Consider the following 18,888-nt stretch of genomic DNA (forward strand, 5'->3'; position numbering starts at 1 on the left):
GAGCATTTACGTGTGTTTTCGTATTCAGTCGTATTTTATTACAAAGATTTGATCACAGAAATGCGGCGATACCTCTTTAAATGGCAAAAATCGTTCAGGTTTGCAAATGAGACTTCCGGAGTTGTTAACCGGCATGTCCGGAAATGGTGGATTCGGGCGAAATCCCGCCCAAAACTGGCCCTGGTTTGGACGGATGGAGCGCTTACACCCGCCAATCAATTGCTGGTGTAGAAGAAGGACAACTTGCGGCTGACCCCACCTGGCGGCAGCGGAAAGGGCGAGGCCGCCTGCACTTGCGCCCTTGCGGCCCGGTCAACATCGGACGACCCTGAACTGTCGATGACATCGACCCAGGCCAGCGTGCCATCGGGATTGATTTCGAAAAACACCTTGGCAAATCCCCGGGCAGCAACAAATACCGGCGGCGCGCGGTTCAGGTGGACCAAGACTTCACCCGCATAATTGGTGGTGTCCGAATTGCCGGGGCCACGCCCGCCCGAGCGGCTGCCACTGCTGCCAGTCGTGAAGGCATCCAGACCTTCGCGCCTGTAGGCGTAAAGGGGCGATTCAACCACCTCTGACGGGAACTGCAACTCGCTGAAGTCGCGCGCGCCGTTCAGTGTGCCCCGCCTTTCGGGCGCTGGTTGCCGGTCGGGGCGCTGCGGCCGGATCGAAGACGTCACGGCCAGTTCTGTCACGTCCTCCGTCGCATCCTGGTCGGTCGGTTCAACCGGGTCATCCGGCTCAATCGCCTCAGACTCCAACGGGACAACGGGAATCGCGGCCTCGGGCGACGGGGTGACCGGCAGCGCCGCCAGCTCTTGCGGTTGGGGTGATACGGGCTGGACTTCGGTCGCGACCTCTGGCTCGACGACCTCTGCCTCGGGAATTCCTTCGGGCACCTCGGTTGCTGTTTCCGCCTCGACCGGCGGTGTTTCATTGAAATTTTCGCTGGCGGCGGCATCGCCTTCGGATGTGTTTTCGGTCTCTGCCACATCAGGCTCAACCGGTTCCGTGGCAGTCGGCTGAACCACTTCTGCTTCGCCGATATCGGGCGCGTAAACCTCCTGCGGGTTTTCCGACGCGACAAGCGCCTCACTGACCGGGATTTCCGGTTCCTCAGGCGGTGTTTCAACCGGAGGCTCTGGTGCCTCGGCCGGTTCGGGTTCAACCGGCTCGGCGGCAACCTCGGCAAGATCCTCGAATGTCGTGCTTAGTTCGATTGATTCAGGCGCTTGGCCGCCTGGCGCGTCTTCTGCAAGCCGCTGCCCGGTCACGCTGAGCCCCATCAGGTGCAGGAACAGCGACACCAGAATGGCCGCCGCCGCAATCAAAACCGACCGGCGGATCATTCCAGCGCCTTCTCGGTCACAACAAAGACGGATGACGCGCCTAGACGGCGTAACGCGCCGGTCACCTCGATCAGACGCGGGCCCGGTGCATTTCGGTCGGGGACGATGCGCACGCCATCGGCCCCTTGGTCACGCATATGCATTTCAGGGTCGGTTGGAATTCCACGATAGCTCAGCGAGCCGTCGGCGTGCAGGATCAGCGCATCAGGAGGCTCGCGCCCTTCTAGGTCTGCAGTGTTCACCAGCTCAAGATCCGGATCAAGCGGCGGAGCCAGCGTGCCGGTGAGCAGGAAAAAGATCAGCATCAGGAAGACGACGTTTATCAGCGCAATAGTTGAGTCGCGTCTGCGTTTGGGGCGCCTGTACTTGATCATTCCAGCACCAGAACGCTTAATCCGTCACGCCCGCGCAGCCGGACCAGGACGTCGATGACGCGCTGCGCCGTTGTATCCGGGTCCAAACTGACCAGAACCTGCCCGGCCTCCAGTTGCGTTTCCAGATCACTAAGAGAGACCGTTTGCCCGTTCAGCACCAGTCGTTCTGCCCCCAACTGCAGGAACAACCGCTCGGTCGGCGTGTCCGAGGTCGCACTGCCGCCCACTGCGTTGCTCAGTTCGATCTCGCCATATTTGGAAAAGGTCGAGGACAGCATGAAGAACAGCAACAGCAGGAAAATCACGTCGATGAGCGGAGTCATCGACATGGGGCGCCGTACGAAGGGTGCGGTGTTACGCATGTCCGGGGGCGGTCGCCACAGCCCGGGTATCGTCGGCCTGCGGAACGGCCTGCCCCGGCACCAGAATTGTCCGCAGCGCCTTGTCTGCAAAGACCCGTTCGCGCGCGGTGCGGCTTTCGAACCAGGACAACAGCATCGAGGTCGGCATCGCCACGGCAAGCCCCACAGCCGTTGTCAGCAGGGCGACCCAGATACCACCGGCAAGCAATGATGGATCGACCGACGACCCGGCGGATTGCAGGCTGCGAAACGCCTCAATCATCCCTAGGACGGTGCCAAACAGACCCAGCAGCGGCGCAAGTTGCGCCACGGTGTCCATCAGTCGGAAGCCGCGCTCAAGCCCCGCAAGCGCCAGACCGGCCTCGGCATCCAGCCTTTGGTCCAAACCCGGCGTATCTGAGGCCTGCATCGCGGCCCGTACCAGGGGGGCAAGATAACTGCGGCTTCTGTCCAGGCGGGCGTGGGCGGTTTGCGGATCGCCTGCATCCCAAGCCGCCAGCGCCTCGGACAACACTCGGTGACGCCCGACGCCGGATGCGGCAAACTGCCAAAGCTTATAAAGCGTGACCGCAACGGTCACCACCGACATCGCGATCAGGATCGCAACAACAGGCCCGCCCAGATCAAGGATTTCGCGCAGCGCATCAAAGGGGCTCATCCAATCAACTCCACATCTATTCGGCTTTGCAGTTTCAGACTGTCTTCACATATCGAACTCTCCTCCCCGGCCACCTTGCAGGTGTTTGTGCCGTTGATCAGGGCTTTTCCAATCGAACTGCAGTCTCTGTCGCGCAAGACGAATTGGCGCACACGCAGGCGATCTTCCGGTAGGTCACGGAAATTGAAGAGCGTCAGGCTGACTACGCTGCCGGAAGCATCAAAGATCACCGTCTCAAAGCTGGCTTCGTCAATGGCTGTCCCGGTTTGGTTTTCCGCCACAAACGTCAGTCGACATGCGTTTTCGACATCCTGAACCGAATTCAGCTCGATTTGCAGGCCGCCCGAAACAGTTGCTTCGGTCTGTGCCATTGCGGTTGCAGGTAATGTGCATGCGCAAAATGCAGCAAGTGCCGGACGGAGAAAGAACATTGGCGCGCTCCCGATTGTTCAAGGCAGACATCAAGGGCCGGCGACGCTCCGCTGGCGTTCAGCTACACATAGTCAATGCAAGGGGTTGGCGAAAGGGGGACCTTTGGGTTTGTGAATAGGGATCACGCCAGCGTTCATGTGCGGTTGCAAGCGCAGAGGTGATCAGCCACTCAGGGGTGTTTGATTTCATACCGTGTTCAGCTGAAATCACGATACTTTGGCTTTCAAAAATCTGTGCCTAAACAAGCCGGTTTTCCTGGATCGTCGGGTAGACCGAACTGTCGGCCTTTCTGAATTCCCACTCATGCATCTTTCCGCCAGTTTCACCAAAACTGACTTGACTGGGAATATGCGAAGTTCGCCAAGCAATCCACGGTCAACAAGGCTGGGGAGATACTCGATCGGAACACAGCCTGAAACATTCGATGGCTCCGATAATGGCCCTGTATAAAGTTGCTGTACTGTCACAGGAGGTCAATTGACCTTCAGGGCGCCAAATTTTGTGTCAGTAACGCATAAGAGTGCGATTTTTGCAGCCAATCTAAGTGAAGCAAAATTAGCCATCTGATAATATATAGAAGATCCCCGAACCATCAGTTATTCAACCATATGCGTGCAGGCGAAACTCGTAACCTTGCAGAAACACATGCGGGCCGACAAAAAAACACCCGCTGAAAGCAGGTGTCGCAGCATAACTTCTGGAAGTGCTTAGTCTTGATCGCGCAACCACGTCTCCAAGATAGCTTCGCGACGGAAGAACTCTTCATATTGCTCTACCGAAACGGTGAATGGTTCGCGAGTACAGCGAATGGCCGGTTCGACGCCCACAACGCGGCGATCCAACTCCGTGATCAAAGGCAGCAAAGGGCCGCCTCATTCGAGCGAACTGCGACTGGTGCCCAGATGCTTTTGCTATATTGAGTTCTGGAGCAAGCTCAAATCGACGGGTTTTACCATGGGATCAAACGAGCGCTTTATATGTAATTCCTAGGCGACTGCGTTCGTGTTAATCACCAACAAGGGTAGCGCGCACTTGCAGTTTGGGTATGAGTAGAGAAAGCAATTTTTTAAGCCTGGTGCTTAGGCACAAACCTGAAGAGATTGGTCTTCAGCTTGATAAGCAAGGGTGGGTTCGGGTTGATGAGCTGCTGCGGAAGCTGAAAAAGGCAAGCCGCAAGCTAAGCCGCGACGAGCTCATTCGGCTTGTGGAAAGCAGCGACAAAAGACGGTTCACTTTGTCTGAGGATGGCTCCCGGATTAGGGCAGCACAGGGCCATTCGGTTGATGTGGACCTTGGCTTAGAACCTCGGCACCCACCAGACGAGTTATACCACGGAACCGCCAGCACAAATTTAGATGCAATTTTCTCCGATGGGTTAAACCCTGGGCGACGCCGTCAAGTGCACCTCTCAACCAACCCTGAAACCGCCGAGCGCGTTGGCCAGCGTCACGGCAAGCCAGTTGTACTACGCGTCGAAGCTAAGCAAATGTTCGACGATGGCTTTGAGTTCTTCTGTGCAGATAATGGTGTTTGGCTCACAGATAAGGTGCCGGCAAGCTATCTCGGATTCGGACAAACTGCCTGACAAAAAGCTTAAAACTGAGCCCGCTTGTTATGAAATTTGTCCAAAACGATCGCGCTGCTTTGCGCTGACATCTACCGCTAAACACGGCACTTGCACGCTTATGCATTCCAAACGCACTCTTATGCATTAATGACATCACATTTGAAAAAAGTGGTGAGCCGTGCAGGATTCGAACCTGCGACCCACTGATTAAAAGTCTTATTGCCTCTTTTTCGATAGCGTTATGGGCAGTTCGATTGAGCAGCTTATTCCCTTTAATAATTAGAGTATTCGCGTTCTGTGGTTTCTACAAGGCTCTTCCCAACTCCCCGCATTTTGCTTACCCTATGCTTACCTAAGTCATCTGGATGCAATATGCCCAACGCCAGACTAACAAAATCAAGTGTCGATCGCATTTCAGCAACAAACCGGGACACGATCTATTGGGACGACGGTTTGCCGGGTTTTGGACTCCGCGTAAAAACGACCGGTGTCAAAAGCTTCTTGGTTCAATATCGCAACAAACAAACTGGTCGGTCGAAACGCAAGACACTTGGGCGATATGGGCCAACCTTGTCTTTGGGCGCCGCTCGCGGAATGGCCCGCGCGCTTCTTGCTGACGTAGTGCGTGGCGGAGATCCTGTCGCGGATGCTCAAACGCTAAGGCATTCACCAACGGTGAAATCACTTACGGAGCAATACATGACCGAACATGCGGAGCCAAAGAAACGTCCCGGTAGTGTTCGGAATGATCGGTCGATGCTGGACCGTTACATTCTCCCCAAGCTTGGGGGCTTTAAAGTCATTGAAGTGACGCATCAGCATGTTCAAAAGCTTCACAATCAAATGCGTGATACGCCATATCAAGCCAATCGCACTCTGGCCCTCATGTCGAAAATGTTTGAACTGTCTGTACGCTGGGGTCAGCGTTCTGACAATCCGGCGCGCGGTATAGAAAAGTTTCCCGAGGAAAAGCGGGACCGCTGGCTGTCAGACGATGAGCTGCAAAGGCTTTTGGTGGCTCTGTCAGAGCATCCAAATCAGGTTGCAGCCAACGCTATACGCCTGCAACTCCTGACAGGTGCACGGATCGGCGAAGTCCTGACGGCAAAATGGGAAGACTTCGATTTGGATCGCGCGGTCTGGACAAAGCCGTCGCACCACACAAAGCAAAAGCGACGAGAGCACCTGCCAATATCGTCAGCAACCTGTGATTTGCTTGCGGCAATGAGCGCAGGGGAATCTACCGAAAGTCGCTGGTTGTTTCCGGGACGCTCTCCGGACCAACCGTATAAAGATCTGAAGAAATTTTGGAGCTCGGTCACCACATCTGCAGGTCTTCAAGACTACCGTATCCACGACAATCGGCATACACATGCGTCGCATCTCGTTTCCAGCGGCCTGAGTCTGCCTATAGTCGGTCGATTGCTTGGACACACGAACCCGTCCACCACGCAACGCTACGCGCACCTCGCAGATGACCCGTTGCGGCAGGCAGCGGATGTGATGGGTAAGAAGATCAGCGGTGGCAGTTCCTGAAACCTGAGAACTTTCCTGTGCTGAAGACACGCGAGCGGCAATTAGACTGCAGCTGTCGGCACAGTGTCGATGTTTGGGGCGGAAGGGAATGGACGGAGATCTAAGATGTCCAAATCCCTACTTCCCGTTGTCACAACGCGTCGTCCGCCCTGGAACAAAGGCAGACTAGTTGGACAAAAGCGGCCATTGCAGCCAAAGCAAGTCTGGGCCATTCGCGCTCGGCTCGAACTTGCAAACAAGCTGAGAGACCTGGCATTGTTCAATCTTGCCATCGATAGCAAGTTGCGCGGGTGCGATCTCGTCCGCCTGAGGGTTAACGATCTCGCCGTCGGCAATTCTGTTCGCGATCGGGTATCCGTTGTTCAAAGTAAAACTGCGAAGCCAGTGCAATTTGAAGTGACGGAGAATACACGTGAAGTCGTGTCACAATGGGTCTCTTCGGCGGCCATGCGTGGACAACATTATCTGTTTCCAAGTCGTTTGCGTGTTTTGCCACATCTTTCGACCCGGCAATACGCTAGGCTTGTCCGGGATTGGGTGTTATCGATTGGTCTCGATCCGTCCAGCTACGGCACGCATTCGCTTAGGCGCACCAAAGCTGCTTTGATATACAGAAAGACTGGAAACTTACGTGCCGTTCAGCTTCTGCTCGGTCACAGCAAGGTGGACAGTACAGTCCGTTATCTCGGCGTCGAGCTTGAAGACGCCCTGAGTATTGCCGAACGTATCGATCTTTAACACTATTGGCGGGTGGGATCGTCCGCTCGCCACTCCCAAGCAGACATTCGAAATCTCCGGTTCATCTTCCGCTCAGAGCCCTTTTCACCCTTTGAGGATCGCCGCTTCATCCCATTCCTGAGCAGAGTTCTGGTAAATAGATTTTTCTGGATCATACTTGCCGGGATCGTCCAATGAAGACGCGTGTACGTAGATCCGGTCGCTCATCCGTTGGCTGTTGCGCGTAATTTGAGACCCGCACGTCGGACAGAACCCGCTAAAGGTTGATTGACCAGATCCGCCCAACATCTCGTATGTTTTGCAGGTGTCGCTTATCGTGAAGTCATCGAGTGCGAGAGGCACCATCTCTGAATGGCCCGATCCAGTAAGTTGTTGGCAATCACGACAGTGGCAACGAAACATGGGTGCATCCAAACGGGTGCCTTCATAGCGAACCGACCCGCATTTGCACCCACCAAACAATCGCTCTGACATCGCTGCTCCTCCGCTTCGAAACGTTAAAACGGATTTCTCAAAATGTCAGCAATGTCCGCGTAGCAGTCGTTCACGCCGTGTGCAGCGAACGGCTGCTAAGAGCCCAGGGCGGAACTGTTGTCCAACCCATGCTATACAACAGCCGTGTGCTTTAGAAACACGCTGCTGAGGAATACCAATGTCTGACAAGAATAGGCGTTCCGCATGCATGGTATGGAAGACTGAACAGAAAATGGTGTCCTCACGTCTTGGGGGTTGGCCAATAGGGAGAGAGACAAGATGAGCGATGCCTTGGAACACGATGAGCCCCTCGCAGGACCTCCATGGATCCGGCCCGAGATCCAGCAGATGATCGAGTGGCGCGATGGAGACGTCGTCATTTCGGTGCCGATCAAAAGCGGCACAACTTGGACAATGAATATTGTTCATCAACTGCTGACTGGTGGGACTGCTGAATTTCGTGACGTTTACGAGCAAGTCCCTTGGATTGAGTTCTTGGGTTACCCAGGACAGTCCCATCAGGATGTTGTGGACCGAGTGGCCGCGATGCCTACTGAAACTCGCAGGGCGTTTAAGACGCATTCCGCACCTCCAGGTGTCCCATTTCAGGCCGCTGAGTCGGGCAAAGACGTGAAATACGTTGTTGTTTTCCGGAATCCCGAAGAAGGAGTCGTTTCTTTCAAGACATTCCTCGACAAGCACACAGACGAATGGTTCGACCTCTGGGAGATGCCAAGGGAAGCATTGTGTCGCCCAGACTTTCCATCATTTTATTCCGAGGTTGTTGATGGCAATGGCATGCAGGGCGCCTTCTTTGGTTTTCTGGCAGCGTGGTGGCCTTTTCGGCACAAGCCAAACGTCATGTTCATCCATTTTGCGGATATGAAACAAGACCATGAGGGATCTGTCCGAAGGATAGCTGAATTTTTAGGCGAAGAACCGACCGACGATCAATGGGCCAAAATCCTTGAATACACATCGTTCTCGTGGATGAAGGAAAATGAGAGCAAATTTGAGGCGAGCACAGCTGGCAAGGTTCCAATCCTTAGTTCTGGTGCAATGATCCGCAAGGGCCAAGTTGGCAAAGCAAGGGCCGACGGTATGACGGATGAAATATCCCGGCACCTGCGTGAAGTGGGCAGTCAGATTTTTCCTAATGCAGCCGCCGTCAATTGGCTTTACGAAGGGGGCGAACTCCCCTGATATGAAAGTCGCCTGAGCCCCCCCAAGAAGTTCATGGATAATAGCTCCGTCTCTTTCGAGATTGTGGCATGCATCACGAAAGGCGGCTTGGTCCGCAAAGAGGCCAGTTAGACGGAACGCAGCGAATGGCTGCTCTGAGCCCTTCTCAGACCTTGGTCGCGTGCGCAGCATTCGAAACGATTGGCTAGGACTCTCGGCTGCATTCGACGACGAAGCAAAAGGATGTTTAAGGTTGTCAGACCACTTCGCAAAATGGAGAAGCAAATGCGTCGATCGATCCTGATGCTACCAATGGCTATGGGGATATTGGGGGGGCCAGCATCATCCCAGCCGCTCTTTGAGGATTCTAGGGCTTTCAATCCTTCCAGCGAAACGTCAATGGCGATTACCGGGCCAGTAATCTTGTCTACCAAGCGGATGGTCTTTGAGACCGGCAGGTTTCTTGATCTCGAAGTTCATGACCCCAAGAGTTCAAGCAATTGGGGTGCGTCTGGCGACGTGCCTGTTGCTCAGGTGTTTCGTGTATCAGGCGATGCAGGCCCACTAAGGCAGGGAAACACGCTCTGTGGCGACCAACCCGTCAAGTATATGGCAGCCTGGAGTGAGGACAGCTCCGGGTTCACCTACCTTGGCGTAGCGATGTTTACTGGCATGGAACCACCTTCAGGCATTGCCGATCAAGCGTTGTGCGCGACATATTTCTTCTCGATGGATGTTAGGGGGTAGTCCCGCAGTTATTCTGAACTCATCGACAGAGAGGACCATTCAAAGTCCAGTGCAAGCATGTGGTTCAGCGGTATGAAATGCTGTAGAACGAGAAGCTGTTGGTCTGGGTAATTACGGGCGCTCCCGTTTCCGCCATTAGGCTTGCCATTGCTTCACTTCCCGTCGGACAGGTCACAAGATCGGCCGCATCGTCAAGGAAATCGACAGTGAACGCCGTTTCGCCGACAAGCTGGCACTCGTCCGCAACGCTTCGGTAACCGCGAACGAAGTTCAGTTCAGGGTCAGGTTCGCTGATCGCGACCTCTGGAACGGTTTCGACGCATCCCGTCACCGTCAGCGCCAAAGCGCAGGCACAGATGGCACGCATGACCTTTTCGAGGCTCCTCTCCACAGATTCTACTCCCACTCTGCACCCGTGCTACGCCAGACCATTTCATCTGAATCCCAGACACTGGCCACGACGCAGGGCGTTGGGTTGATCCCACCACATTGCGAGCCATGCACATCCGCCAAAAGCACGCGGAATGGACCAATGTTCGCCATGTCCCATCCCTGATTGAGAAGCGAAAACATACGATCCTCGATCAGAAAGTGAGACATGCAACCGCCTGTCCCGCAATAGAGCGACACGGCGGTGGAGCAGGCAAACCCCGCCTCGTCCAGAACCCAGTCCCGCTGGATGTCTCCATCGAGATCGACGCGGTGAATGGCTCCCAATTCAAGGGCGAACTGTCCATTCTCGAAATCGGAGCATGCCTGCTGCGCGGCCTCGACTTTTTCGAGCAACTGTGTGGGCAGACCGGACAAGTCCTGCGCATGAGCCGAAGCAGTGTTGAAAGCTGCGGAGATCGCACAGAAAACAACCAATCTTGTGCCGACACAAGCGCGTTTTCCCTTTTCAGCTAGTCGGCTCACCATGTCTGTATTTCCGGCCTTCTCGTGCGGCTCAATTGCACTGTTCATAGGTGTAATCGCCAAACTCGATCCAGTTCCGGCCCCCATCGCTGAAGACGAGGAACTCTGACCGATCTTCACCCAGGAGCGCCACCTGGAAGCCTGCTGGTGGTTCGGAGTTTCCGAAGAAGCTATATGAAGTCATCGCCCGAATGGTCTTACCATTGACGATCACAGTGGCATCCCACTGGTCGCCTGATTTACCTACTATCGCGTATTCGATGACCCTCTGCACGGCACCGCCACCGCAATACACAATGCCTTCTGGCGCCTCTATGCTCTGTGAAGTCGAAGCGTTGGAGCCGCAGGAAGCGCGCAGGGATCTGACCGCTGCAGATGATCCTTTGAGCGTAAAGATGCCATAAGAGACATCCTGGTCAGCCATCGAAAGGTTCAGAACGGCGTTCTGCGCGATCTGATCCAAAACGAAATCATAGTCGCCCTGATCGAAGAAACGGACCTCAACAGGATAGTTGTCGACGAGAGAGATATCCGCATTCATCGATCCTGCCTGAAACGCACCTACCTCGGTCGAACCATCCTTCATGAACCGAAAGGACAGGCCTTGCTTGGAAACGATGTCTTGCGAGTCCTCATAACCTGCTGGCGCAAAACGGACCCGATCGCATTGCAACTCCAGCGTCATGTTGTCGGTCTGGATGAAGGCGTTGGCATTCGGCGGCCCACTGAAGTTCCAGTCAGCCATCGCAGGTGTTGACAGCATGATTGTAAGGACCGTGCCGGCGACTAGATGCCTCTTCATAGATAACCCCATTGGCAGTTTAGCCATGTTTCGCAATGTCACTGCGAAAGCACTAATTGTCCACGTCATAAGTTTAACCCGCGGGCGGACCATATTCATTTGTACCTTCCTGTGATGGTCGGCTTAGCCACCAGATCATCAGCACCGAGAGTATCAGTTGAAGAACTCCCACAACCATCAAACCAGTGACGCCAAGTAGTGCCGCTGGGCCTCTCAACGCTTCAGGGTCGTCAGTCCCTTGCTCGAGGACCGAAAATACAGCGATGCCACTGAACAGCATGAACATGGTTGCGATGCTTAGTGCTGCAGGCAAAAGCAAGTACCAGCCTGGTCTTCCGGTGTCATGCAGTCGACGCCATCCAGCGGCAAGCATGGGTACGACAACGGCAAGTTGGAATATCGGGGTGAGGACTTGGCTGCTCTCTCCAGTTTCCGGGTCCGTGCCAAACAGGGAGGCGTCGATAACTGCCAAGACAACGCTGACGACAACCAGGAACAACACAAACCACCAGTACTCGGACCGCGCCGCGCGCCCGGAAAAAACGAAGTATTTTGCAAGGCATGTCTTTATTGCATCGACGAAACCCATGTCTGCGTTCTCCCTGACTACTTCGACAGGTACCTTCTGACACGAGGAGACAACTTGCAAGCTTTGGTCAACCTACTCAGATGCTGCAACTGCAACAGGCGGCTTCGTCCGCAAAGTAGACGTTCGTTCTGCCATTACCGGAAATCCGCTTTGCGGACGAAGCTGCCGGATGCTGTCGCCGCAAACATCGCGCCTCCTCACCAACAAAATCACCGGAGAGTTCGCGGCACTGCAGCGCGATTTCCCGAAAGCGGACGTTCAAGTCTACCAAATCGGGGCAACTCAAAATCGGTCGTTCGCTGCGCGAGCATCGAGCGTCTGAGTTGCGGACAGACCTGCCGTTAAGTTTTTCGCTCTCAATGACCGCTTCATGTGCTTTGCACCCGCAGCGAAAAGCACGTCGGGCTAAAGTGGCCTTTCGCTGCGAGGGCGATGGGCAACTATCGAGCCACCGAAGCCGACGTTCGCCTTTTTATTCATAGCTTGGGAAATTCCCACTAGGGTAGTCCAAACCCACCTCTATAGTTTGGGCGAGGTCATTGCACGCCTTGGTTTGATCGCGTGCAGATCGCGTCTGCTCAAACACCGGCAGGGTTCTCTACGTCGCGCCCCAAGGCTGCAAGATCAGAATATCGATCTCCGATACGATGATGTGGACGTCCTCGGGTCGCGGCCCCCAATGCGACGACAAGTTCATTCACATCAGGTGCGTCATAGATGGAAAACTGAACGGTCAGATAATGCGAGCGCCGACCCGTATCATGTTTGTCCATCAACGGGATCTGGATCTGGGTGTTTGCCGGTCCGCGCGTGTTAGTGAAACCAAGATAGCTTTTGGCATCAACGGCCTCGCGGTAGAAATTGCCAAACTGCAAAGTGTGGATCAGCGCCGAAGCGTGCTCCACTTCGCAGCTGGTTCCGGCGATGCAGGCTTTTCCGTAGGCCTCTATTGCGTCGCCCGAACCTGCCAATGTAATCAGGCGATCGGTCAGCATTTTGCCCAGAACGGGAGCCATGCGCTGGATCTCTGGCTGCAGGTCTTCGACGAACCCACGCCCCGCCCAGGGGTTTTCCACTACGGCTGCCACTCCGATCATGCGCAAGACAGGGTCAGAGGCACGTCCGCCTTCGGTATGGATGTCTTCGTCAAATGTAATGACTTTGCGCAGTTCGGGTATCATGGGAATTCTCCTGTCAGATGTGATATTTGTGATTTCCGGACAGTCTGTGCACAACGCCTTCGACTTCGGTTCCCTGATATATGCCGAAGGTGCCATGCCGGTGCTCTTGCGCGTATCTGCGCAAGAGAGAACGCTCGGCATCGTCGGACACCCGCGACAGTGGCAAGATATCAAGGGAGAAAAACGTCAACCCGGTATCGGCATCGCCCTGCACGCGCGCGTGATAGACGATGCGTTGCGCACCCGTTTCCGTGACCTGATAGACAGCATAAAGTTGCGTCAATTCTGCCTTCATCAATTCATCGCCCAGAGCCTTGAGTAAGGCCTGTGTCGAGGACGCGGATGGCAGCGTCACACTTCCGTCAGCCTCTTCTTTCAGCAGCAACCCGCCTTCGTGTGCCAAAACAGCCGCGATTGTCACATCACCTTTGGTTGCTGCTTCGGTCACCGCACGGTCCAACCCAAGATCAAAGTATGCGCCCTTGTAGTACCCCAGAGGATCCCCATCGGATGTCTCGAAGTCGAGCACACAACCAATAAGGATCAGATGATCCCCTGCATCCACCAGCCTATGTTGCGCACAGCCAAAGCTGGCAAGGGCACCATCGATAACGGGCATGTCTTGCGCATTGGGATGCCATTTGACGCTGTTGAACTTCTCTGGCGACTGCGAGGCAAAGAGGCCCGAAACCTCCTTTTGATCATCTGCCAGAATGTTGACCGTGAAATGATCACAGGTTGCGAATGTGTCGCAGGAAAGTGCAGCCTTGCCGATGCAGACCAGCAAGAGTGGTGGGTCGAGCGAGACAGAAGAGAAGGAATTTGCCGTAAAGCCACGCGGCGTGCCGTCAGACTGGCGGGTCGTGACAACCGTGACCCCCGTGGCGAAACGCCCAAAGGCGTCGCGCAGGGTGCGCTTGGTTTCCGGTGCCATGGGTGATGAGGTTGGCGTCAGGGTCTCAAGCACGTCATTGTCCGCCCCCAGAGCGGGTGGCGGGTTCAATGTCCCATGCCCGTGCGCGCCAAAGCGCAGCGGGTTGGCGGCAACCGTCCAGGGCCTCGTTTCAGCATCCGGGCCGTGCACCTGTGTGAGCATTTTACGAGCCTCGATATGGGGGTCGCGGGCAATGTCCTGAATGGTGTTTAATGGGCCAAAGGGAACCTCACCGCCCAGTGTTTTGGTCAGCTCAGCTTTGCTCAGCTTTGAGAACCAGCCTGAGACCAGGCGGTCAACCTCACCCGCGTGGGCAGCCCGTGCGCTGCGCGAGGCAAACCGGGGATCAGTACCAAGGGCAGGCTTCCCCATCAGCTCAGTCAAACGGCGCCAAAACGCATCGTCGACGATGCCAAGCGCCACGTGCCCGTCCGCTGCCGGGTACAATCCGAACGGGCTGAGAAAGGGGTGCCCGTTGCCTTCGGGCCCCGGCACCTTGTCGGTGTAATCATGAAGGTAGACCATGCGCTCGCACAAAGAGATCATGGCGTCGTACATGGCCACGTCGACGAACTGTCCTTTGCCGGTTGCTTCCGCCTCGCGCAAGGCGGCCATGATGCCAAAAGCCATCATCATGCCGGTGAAGATGTCGCCGACGCCGGGGCCGGTCTTGGTGGGGCTGTCGGCGTTCGGCCCGGTGATGGACATCAATCCGCCCATAGCTTGCGCTACCACGTCATAGGACGGCCAGTGCGCATATGGGCTTGTCCCTGTGCGCGGATCGCCAAATCCTCTGATTGCCGCATAGACGATTCTTGGGTTCAGCTCGGCGAGTGTTTCATAAGAAAGGCCCAGGCGATCCATCACGCCGGGCCGAAAGTTTTCGACAATGACATCCGCAGTGGCGGCAAGCGCGCGAAACTGGTTCTTTCCCCCATCTGATTTCAGGTCCAGTTGGATGCTCTTCTTGCCGCGGTTCAAACTGACGAAGTAACCGGCCCAGTTGTGATCGGGATCATCGTCGCGGAATGGGCCATTGCCACGGCTCGTATCGCCCGTACCCGCTTCGATCTTGATCACCTCTGCACCGTGATCCGCAAGGTGCATGGTGCAGTAAGGGCCGGATAACATGCGGCTCAGATCAAGCACGCGCAGACCTTTCAGGATTTGTGTGCTCATATGGCCATTTCCAGACCATCAAGAAAGCCGCGCAGGGGGGCGTTCACGGCGTCGGGGTTTTCGGCCAGCGCCATGTGACGGAGACCCGAAAGGATAACAGCCTTTGATTGCTCAATCTCTGCGGCTATGGCGCGGGTCATTTCGGGGCCGTTGCCATAGTCTTCGTCGCCGGTGATCACCAGTACAGGACAGCTGATGGGCGGCGTTGGGGCCACGATTTCGTCGATGCCATCCGCCAATACACGATAGATCGTGTGATAAATGCTAATGTCGTTTGCCTTTACCCAGCCGCGCACGGTGTCCATCATTGCCGGGTTGGCCTGTCGGAAATTTGCCGTAAACCAGCGTTCCAACGCGGCCTCCACAGTGGCTTGTGGTCCGTCTCGGCGGGCTTGATCGACACGTTTTAGAATAGCAGCCTGAGCCGCATCGGTGCGTTTGTGGGGTGAGTGCAGGATTGCCAGTGCGTCCGCCCTGGCCGGACGGTCCTGCGCAAACCGACGCGCGATCATGCCGCCAAGGGAAAACCCCACCAAGGTCGCTGAGCGGACATCACAGTGATCCAGTAGGGCCGCCAGTTGATCCGAAAACAGCGATAGACTCGGCCTCGCGGGCGGCGGTGTACTTTGTCCATGTCCGAAAAGGTCATAGTGCAGCACGCGGTATTGATCACTCAGCGCGGGGGTCGTCCACTGCCAACAGTCATGGTTCAGACCCAGGCCGTGGATCATCACCACGACCGGCCCAACCCCAGGCCCAGCCCAGCTGTAGGCAGTACCATCAGGCGCCTTAAGCATCGTCTAACGGGCGGTAGGCGACCACCTCGACCTCTACCCGGACATCGACCAGCAGATCGCTGACCACCGCCGACCGAGTGGGCGGTTCTATTGGAAAGTACTCCCCGTAGACCGCATTGAAACCGGGAAAGTCGCTGCGATCCCGCAACCAAACCATCGCTTTGATCACATCATCGCGGGTGCAGTCCGCCAGCGCCAGCGTGGCGGTGATGTCATCCAGCACGGCGCGGGTTTGCTCCTTTACCGTGCCGGTGGTCATAGGCGCGCCATCTTTCATGGGGATTTGCCCGGTCAGATACACAAAATCACCCGCCCGTATGGCACGCGACAGGGACAAGACCCGCCCGCCAATTTCAAGCGGGCCGCCAATCACTTGCTTTTTCTTCGCCATAAATACGGCCTCCCTTGCGGCAAGCCTGCCTTGATCCATCAAAAGCGCTTTCAGATTTTTCGACAACCTTTGTCGTAATTTCGTGCACATGTGACGCAAAAGCGGAGATGAATGAGAGGGTAACAGAGGGGGGATGCAGGCCATGGGTGAAATCACCAACTACCAAATGCTGATCGACGGACAGTGGTGTGATGCAGAGGACGGCGGCACCTTTGACAGCGTGAACCCCGCTGATGGCAACGTCTGGAGCCGTGTGCCCGAAGCGACCGAGGCTGACGTGAACCGTGCAGTTGAGGCCGCACATGCCGCATTCACAACCGGACCCTGGGCAGGCATGACGCCGACGCAACGGGGCAAGTGCCTGCGCAAGCTGGGCGATCTGCTGGCGGAACATTCAGAAGCATTGGGGCGCACGGAATCCATTGATACCGGCAAGATGCTAAAGGAGACCCGCTGGCAGGCGACGTATATCGCCGAGTTCTTTCACTTCTTTGCAGGCTGTGCCGACAAGGTCAGCGGCGAAACACTGCCCATCGACAAACCCGACATGTTCGTCTTCACGAGGCGTGAACCCCTTGGGGTGGTGGCTGCCGTGGTGCCGTGGAATTCGCAACTGTTTCTGGTGGCCGTCAAGATTGGCCCGGCGCTTGCGGCTGGCAATACCGTCGTGCTGAAAGCCTCTGAACATGCCAGTGCGGCGATGCTGGAGTTTGGTAAGCTGATTGAAGAGGCGGGCATTCCCCCCGGCGTCGTCAACATCATCACCGGCCATGGGGAGCCCTGCGGCCGTGCGCTCACAGGTCATCCGCTCGTGGCCCGTGTGTCCTTTACCGGAGGGCCAAATGCCGCGCGGCATGTGCTGGAGAACGTCAAACGAAATTTTGCCGAAGTGTCGTTGGAATTGGGGGGCAAATCCCCGTTCATCGTCTTTGACGATGCCAATATCGAAAGCGCTGTAAACGCCTCTATCGCGGGCATCTTTGGCGCCACGGGGCAAAGCTGTGTGGCTGGGTCACGGCTTTACCTGCACGAAGACATTGCCGATCAATTCCTTGAGCAGATGACCGCGCTGGCCCGCCAGATCGTGATAGGGGACCCGCTGGCGGATGAGACCCAGATGGGGCCATTGTGCACCACCGGACAGTTAGAGCATATCCAACGAGAAGTGGCGCATGCCCAAACAGAAGGCGGCAAAGTGCTGGTCGGCGGCAAGCAGCCAAAGGGGATGTCTGGCCTGTTCTATGAACCCACGATCATCGAAGTCCCTCGTCAGGATCTGCGCATTGTCGACACTGAATTGTTTGGCCCGGTTCTGTCGGTGCAGCGGTTCAAAACCGAGGAAGAGGTGCTCGCATTGGCCAATGATAGCGAACATGGGCTGGCAGCAGGTATCTTTACCCGCGACAGCGCGCGCTCCCTGCGCATGGCGGGGGCAGTGCGTGCCGGTATCGTCTGGGTGAACACCTATCGGGTGGTGTCTCCGATTGCGGAGTTCGGGGGCAACAAAGGATCGGGATATGGCCGCGAAAGCGGGTTCCAGGCGATCTACGACTATACCCGCCCAAAGACGATCTGGATGAACACGTCTGATGAACCGATGGCCAATCCGTTTGTAATGCGTTGAGGGAGAGAACAATGAAATTCCAACTTGCCGTGAACATGGAGCGGATCGACGACAATCTGGACATGCAGGATGTCGCCCGTCACACGCTGGAGATGGTGCAGATCGCCGAAGAGGGTGGGTTTGATATCGTCTGGGCCGCCGAGCACCACGCGTTGGAAATGACCATCGCGCCAAACCCTTTCCAGATCCTTACTTGGTGGGCTGCCGAAACCAGCCGCATCCGTCTGGGCACGGCCGTTGCGACGGCGGCCTATTGGCACCCGATCAACCTGGCGGGCGAAGCGGCGTTCACCGATCTGATCACCGGCGGGCGGTTGGAATTCGGCATCGGTTCGGGGGCCTATCAGCGCGAGTTTGACCGAATGAGACCGGGGCTCAAGCAATCTGATGCCTGGCGTTACATGCAGGAAATGCTGCCTGCGGTGCGTGAGCTTTGGAAGGGCGACTACGAACACAACGGGGAATACTGGCAATTCCCGACCTCGACCTCAGTGCCAAAGCCGCTTCAGAAGGAGGTGCCGGTCTGGGTCTCTGCGCGCTCACCCATCACCTATGACTACGCTATGCGGGAAAGGTGCCATGTGAACTGCTGGCCGTTCACACGTCCCTTTGCAGAGGCCGAACTCTACAAGAAACAACTGGATGAGGCGATTGAAAAGGCCGACAACGGCTGGGTGCCACGCTTCGCCTTGATGCGCCATTCATGCGTTTATGACAACGCAGCCGATGGTGAAAACGCGATGCGGGCGATCCGCCGCCTGCTGAGCCAGTTCGAAAACCTGTTTCGCAATCTGGGCGATGTGAAGGACGGCTTCCCCGCCTCCATCCCGCTGGATGAACTGGAGGGACGGGAACAATACGACCCCGTGATGTTGGAGGAGAACTTGATGTTCGGTTCTCCCGACCGGGTCATCGAAAAGCTGAAGCGCTATCAGGCGCTGGGTGTGAATGAGTACATCTATTACGCCTCCATGGGGCTCGATCACGCTTCACAACAGAAATCCCTGCGCATGTTCGTCAACGAAGTAATGCCAGAATTCAAAGAGGGATAAGC

At 56.1% G+C, this 18,888-nt stretch carries 22 protein-coding genes; 7 read left to right on the forward strand and 15 right to left on the reverse strand.

Annotation, left to right across the window (positions count from 1 at the left end; genetic code table 11):
- Positions 1-215: 215 nt before the first annotated feature.
- The 6 genes from AC2FJF_RS17190 to AC2FJF_RS17215 form a co-directional block, all read right to left on the reverse strand.
- Positions 216-1,352, reverse strand: coding sequence for an energy transducer TonB family protein (locus AC2FJF_RS17190; RefSeq protein WP_496726468.1), 1,137 nt, complete (start codon positions 1,350-1,352; stop codon positions 216-218).
- On the reverse strand, positions 1,349-1,726 hold the full coding sequence (locus tag AC2FJF_RS17195; RefSeq protein ID WP_496726469.1) for an ExbD/TolR family protein: 378 nt from the start codon (positions 1,724-1,726) through the stop codon (positions 1,349-1,351). The genes AC2FJF_RS17190 and AC2FJF_RS17195 overlap by 4 nt, the downstream gene beginning before the upstream one ends.
- Positions 1,723-2,088, reverse strand: coding sequence for an ExbD/TolR family protein (locus AC2FJF_RS17200; protein WP_496726470.1), 366 nt, complete (start codon positions 2,086-2,088; stop codon positions 1,723-1,725). Before AC2FJF_RS17200 ends, AC2FJF_RS17195 begins: the two co-directional genes overlap by 4 nt.
- Entirely contained in the window at positions 2,081-2,746 is a 666-nt protein-coding gene (locus AC2FJF_RS17205) for a MotA/TolQ/ExbB proton channel family protein (protein ID WP_496726471.1), read from the reverse strand. The genes AC2FJF_RS17200 and AC2FJF_RS17205 overlap by 8 nt, the downstream gene beginning before the upstream one ends.
- A complete protein-coding gene (locus tag AC2FJF_RS17210; protein WP_496726472.1) occupies positions 2,743-3,117 on the reverse strand; it encodes a hypothetical protein in 375 nt (124 codons plus the stop codon). Before AC2FJF_RS17210 ends, AC2FJF_RS17205 begins: the two co-directional genes overlap by 4 nt.
- A gap of 768 nt (positions 3,118-3,885) precedes the next feature.
- A complete protein-coding gene (locus AC2FJF_RS17215) occupies positions 3,886-4,041 on the reverse strand; it encodes a hypothetical protein (RefSeq protein WP_496726473.1) in 156 nt (51 codons plus the stop codon).
- A 182-nt stretch (positions 4,042-4,223) separates the two neighbouring features.
- Here AC2FJF_RS17215 and AC2FJF_RS17220 point away from each other — a divergent pair, with 182 nt between their 5' ends.
- The 3 genes from AC2FJF_RS17220 to AC2FJF_RS17230 all read left to right on the forward strand — a co-directional run bounded on the left by AC2FJF_RS17220 (position 4,224) and on the right by AC2FJF_RS17230 (position 7,019).
- A complete protein-coding gene (locus tag AC2FJF_RS17220; protein WP_496726474.1) occupies positions 4,224-4,763 on the forward strand; it encodes an RNA 2'-phosphotransferase in 540 nt (179 codons plus the stop codon).
- 354 nt (positions 4,764-5,117) lie between these two features.
- Positions 5,118-6,281, forward strand: coding sequence for a tyrosine-type recombinase/integrase (locus tag AC2FJF_RS17225; RefSeq protein WP_170491470.1), 1,164 nt, complete (start codon positions 5,118-5,120; stop codon positions 6,279-6,281).
- A 105-nt stretch (positions 6,282-6,386) separates the two neighbouring features.
- Positions 6,387-7,019, forward strand: coding sequence for a tyrosine-type recombinase/integrase (locus tag AC2FJF_RS17230; protein WP_170491474.1), 633 nt, complete (start codon positions 6,387-6,389; stop codon positions 7,017-7,019).
- Positions 7,020-7,103: 84 nt separating this feature from the next.
- Here AC2FJF_RS17230 and AC2FJF_RS17235 read toward each other — a convergent pair whose 3' ends face one another.
- Positions 7,104-7,493: a GFA family protein gene (locus AC2FJF_RS17235; protein ID WP_170491477.1), complete on the reverse strand. Its 390-nt coding sequence runs from the start codon at positions 7,491-7,493 to the stop codon at positions 7,104-7,106.
- A gap of 279 nt (positions 7,494-7,772) precedes the next feature.
- Here AC2FJF_RS17235 and AC2FJF_RS17240 point away from each other — a divergent pair, with 279 nt between their 5' ends.
- Together AC2FJF_RS17240 and AC2FJF_RS17245 are read left to right on the forward strand one after the other, a co-directional pair.
- A complete protein-coding gene (locus AC2FJF_RS17240) occupies positions 7,773-8,696 on the forward strand; it encodes a sulfotransferase domain-containing protein (protein ID WP_496726475.1) in 924 nt (307 codons plus the stop codon).
- A 264-nt stretch (positions 8,697-8,960) separates the two neighbouring features.
- On the forward strand, positions 8,961-9,422 hold the full coding sequence (locus AC2FJF_RS17245; RefSeq protein ID WP_496726476.1) for a hypothetical protein: 462 nt from the start codon (positions 8,961-8,963) through the stop codon (positions 9,420-9,422).
- 64 nt (positions 9,423-9,486) lie between these two features.
- Here AC2FJF_RS17245 and AC2FJF_RS17250 read toward each other — a convergent pair whose 3' ends face one another.
- The 8 genes from AC2FJF_RS17250 to AC2FJF_RS17285 form a co-directional block, all read right to left on the reverse strand.
- Positions 9,487-9,789 carry a hypothetical protein gene (locus AC2FJF_RS17250; protein ID WP_496726477.1) on the reverse strand — a complete coding sequence of 101 codons (303 nt, stop codon included), beginning with the start codon at positions 9,787-9,789 and terminating at the stop codon, positions 9,487-9,489.
- Between the two features lie 29 nt (positions 9,790-9,818).
- On the reverse strand, positions 9,819-10,385 hold the full coding sequence (locus AC2FJF_RS17255; RefSeq protein WP_496726478.1) for a hypothetical protein: 567 nt from the start codon (positions 10,383-10,385) through the stop codon (positions 9,819-9,821).
- Positions 10,369-11,139, reverse strand: coding sequence for a hypothetical protein (locus AC2FJF_RS17260; RefSeq protein ID WP_496726479.1), 771 nt, complete (start codon positions 11,137-11,139; stop codon positions 10,369-10,371). Before AC2FJF_RS17260 ends, AC2FJF_RS17255 begins: the two co-directional genes overlap by 17 nt.
- 73 nt (positions 11,140-11,212) lie before the next feature.
- Positions 11,213-11,728, reverse strand: coding sequence for a DUF805 domain-containing protein (locus AC2FJF_RS17265; RefSeq protein WP_496726480.1), 516 nt, complete (start codon positions 11,726-11,728; stop codon positions 11,213-11,215).
- Positions 11,729-12,306: 578 nt separating this feature from the next.
- Positions 12,307-12,909: an amino acid synthesis family protein gene (locus AC2FJF_RS17270; protein WP_058272677.1), complete on the reverse strand. Its 603-nt coding sequence runs from the start codon at positions 12,907-12,909 to the stop codon at positions 12,307-12,309.
- Positions 12,910-12,922: 13 nt separating this feature from the next.
- Complete coding sequence (locus AC2FJF_RS17275) at positions 12,923-15,022, reverse strand: CoA transferase (RefSeq protein WP_282119694.1); 2,100 nt, start codon at positions 15,020-15,022, stop codon at positions 12,923-12,925.
- A complete protein-coding gene (locus tag AC2FJF_RS17280; RefSeq protein ID WP_496707697.1) occupies positions 15,019-15,819 on the reverse strand; it encodes an alpha/beta fold hydrolase in 801 nt (266 codons plus the stop codon). The genes AC2FJF_RS17275 and AC2FJF_RS17280 overlap by 4 nt, the downstream gene beginning before the upstream one ends.
- Positions 15,812-16,210, reverse strand: a complete 399-nt coding sequence (locus AC2FJF_RS17285; protein WP_282119696.1) for a RidA family protein — start codon at positions 16,208-16,210, stop codon at positions 15,812-15,814. The genes AC2FJF_RS17280 and AC2FJF_RS17285 overlap by 8 nt, the downstream gene beginning before the upstream one ends.
- Before the next feature lie 142 nt (positions 16,211-16,352).
- Here AC2FJF_RS17285 and AC2FJF_RS17290 point away from each other — a divergent pair, with 142 nt between their 5' ends.
- Both AC2FJF_RS17290 and AC2FJF_RS17295 read left to right on the forward strand, forming a co-directional pair.
- On the forward strand, positions 16,353-17,834 hold the full coding sequence (locus AC2FJF_RS17290; RefSeq protein WP_282119697.1) for an aldehyde dehydrogenase: 1,482 nt from the start codon (positions 16,353-16,355) through the stop codon (positions 17,832-17,834).
- An 11-nt stretch (positions 17,835-17,845) separates the two neighbouring features.
- Positions 17,846-18,886: an LLM class flavin-dependent oxidoreductase gene (locus AC2FJF_RS17295; RefSeq protein ID WP_282119698.1), complete on the forward strand. Its 1,041-nt coding sequence runs from the start codon at positions 17,846-17,848 to the stop codon at positions 18,884-18,886.
- Positions 18,887-18,888 lie beyond the last annotated feature (2 nt).

The sequence above is a fragment of the Ruegeria sp. CDSB013 genome (assembly GCF_059611165.1).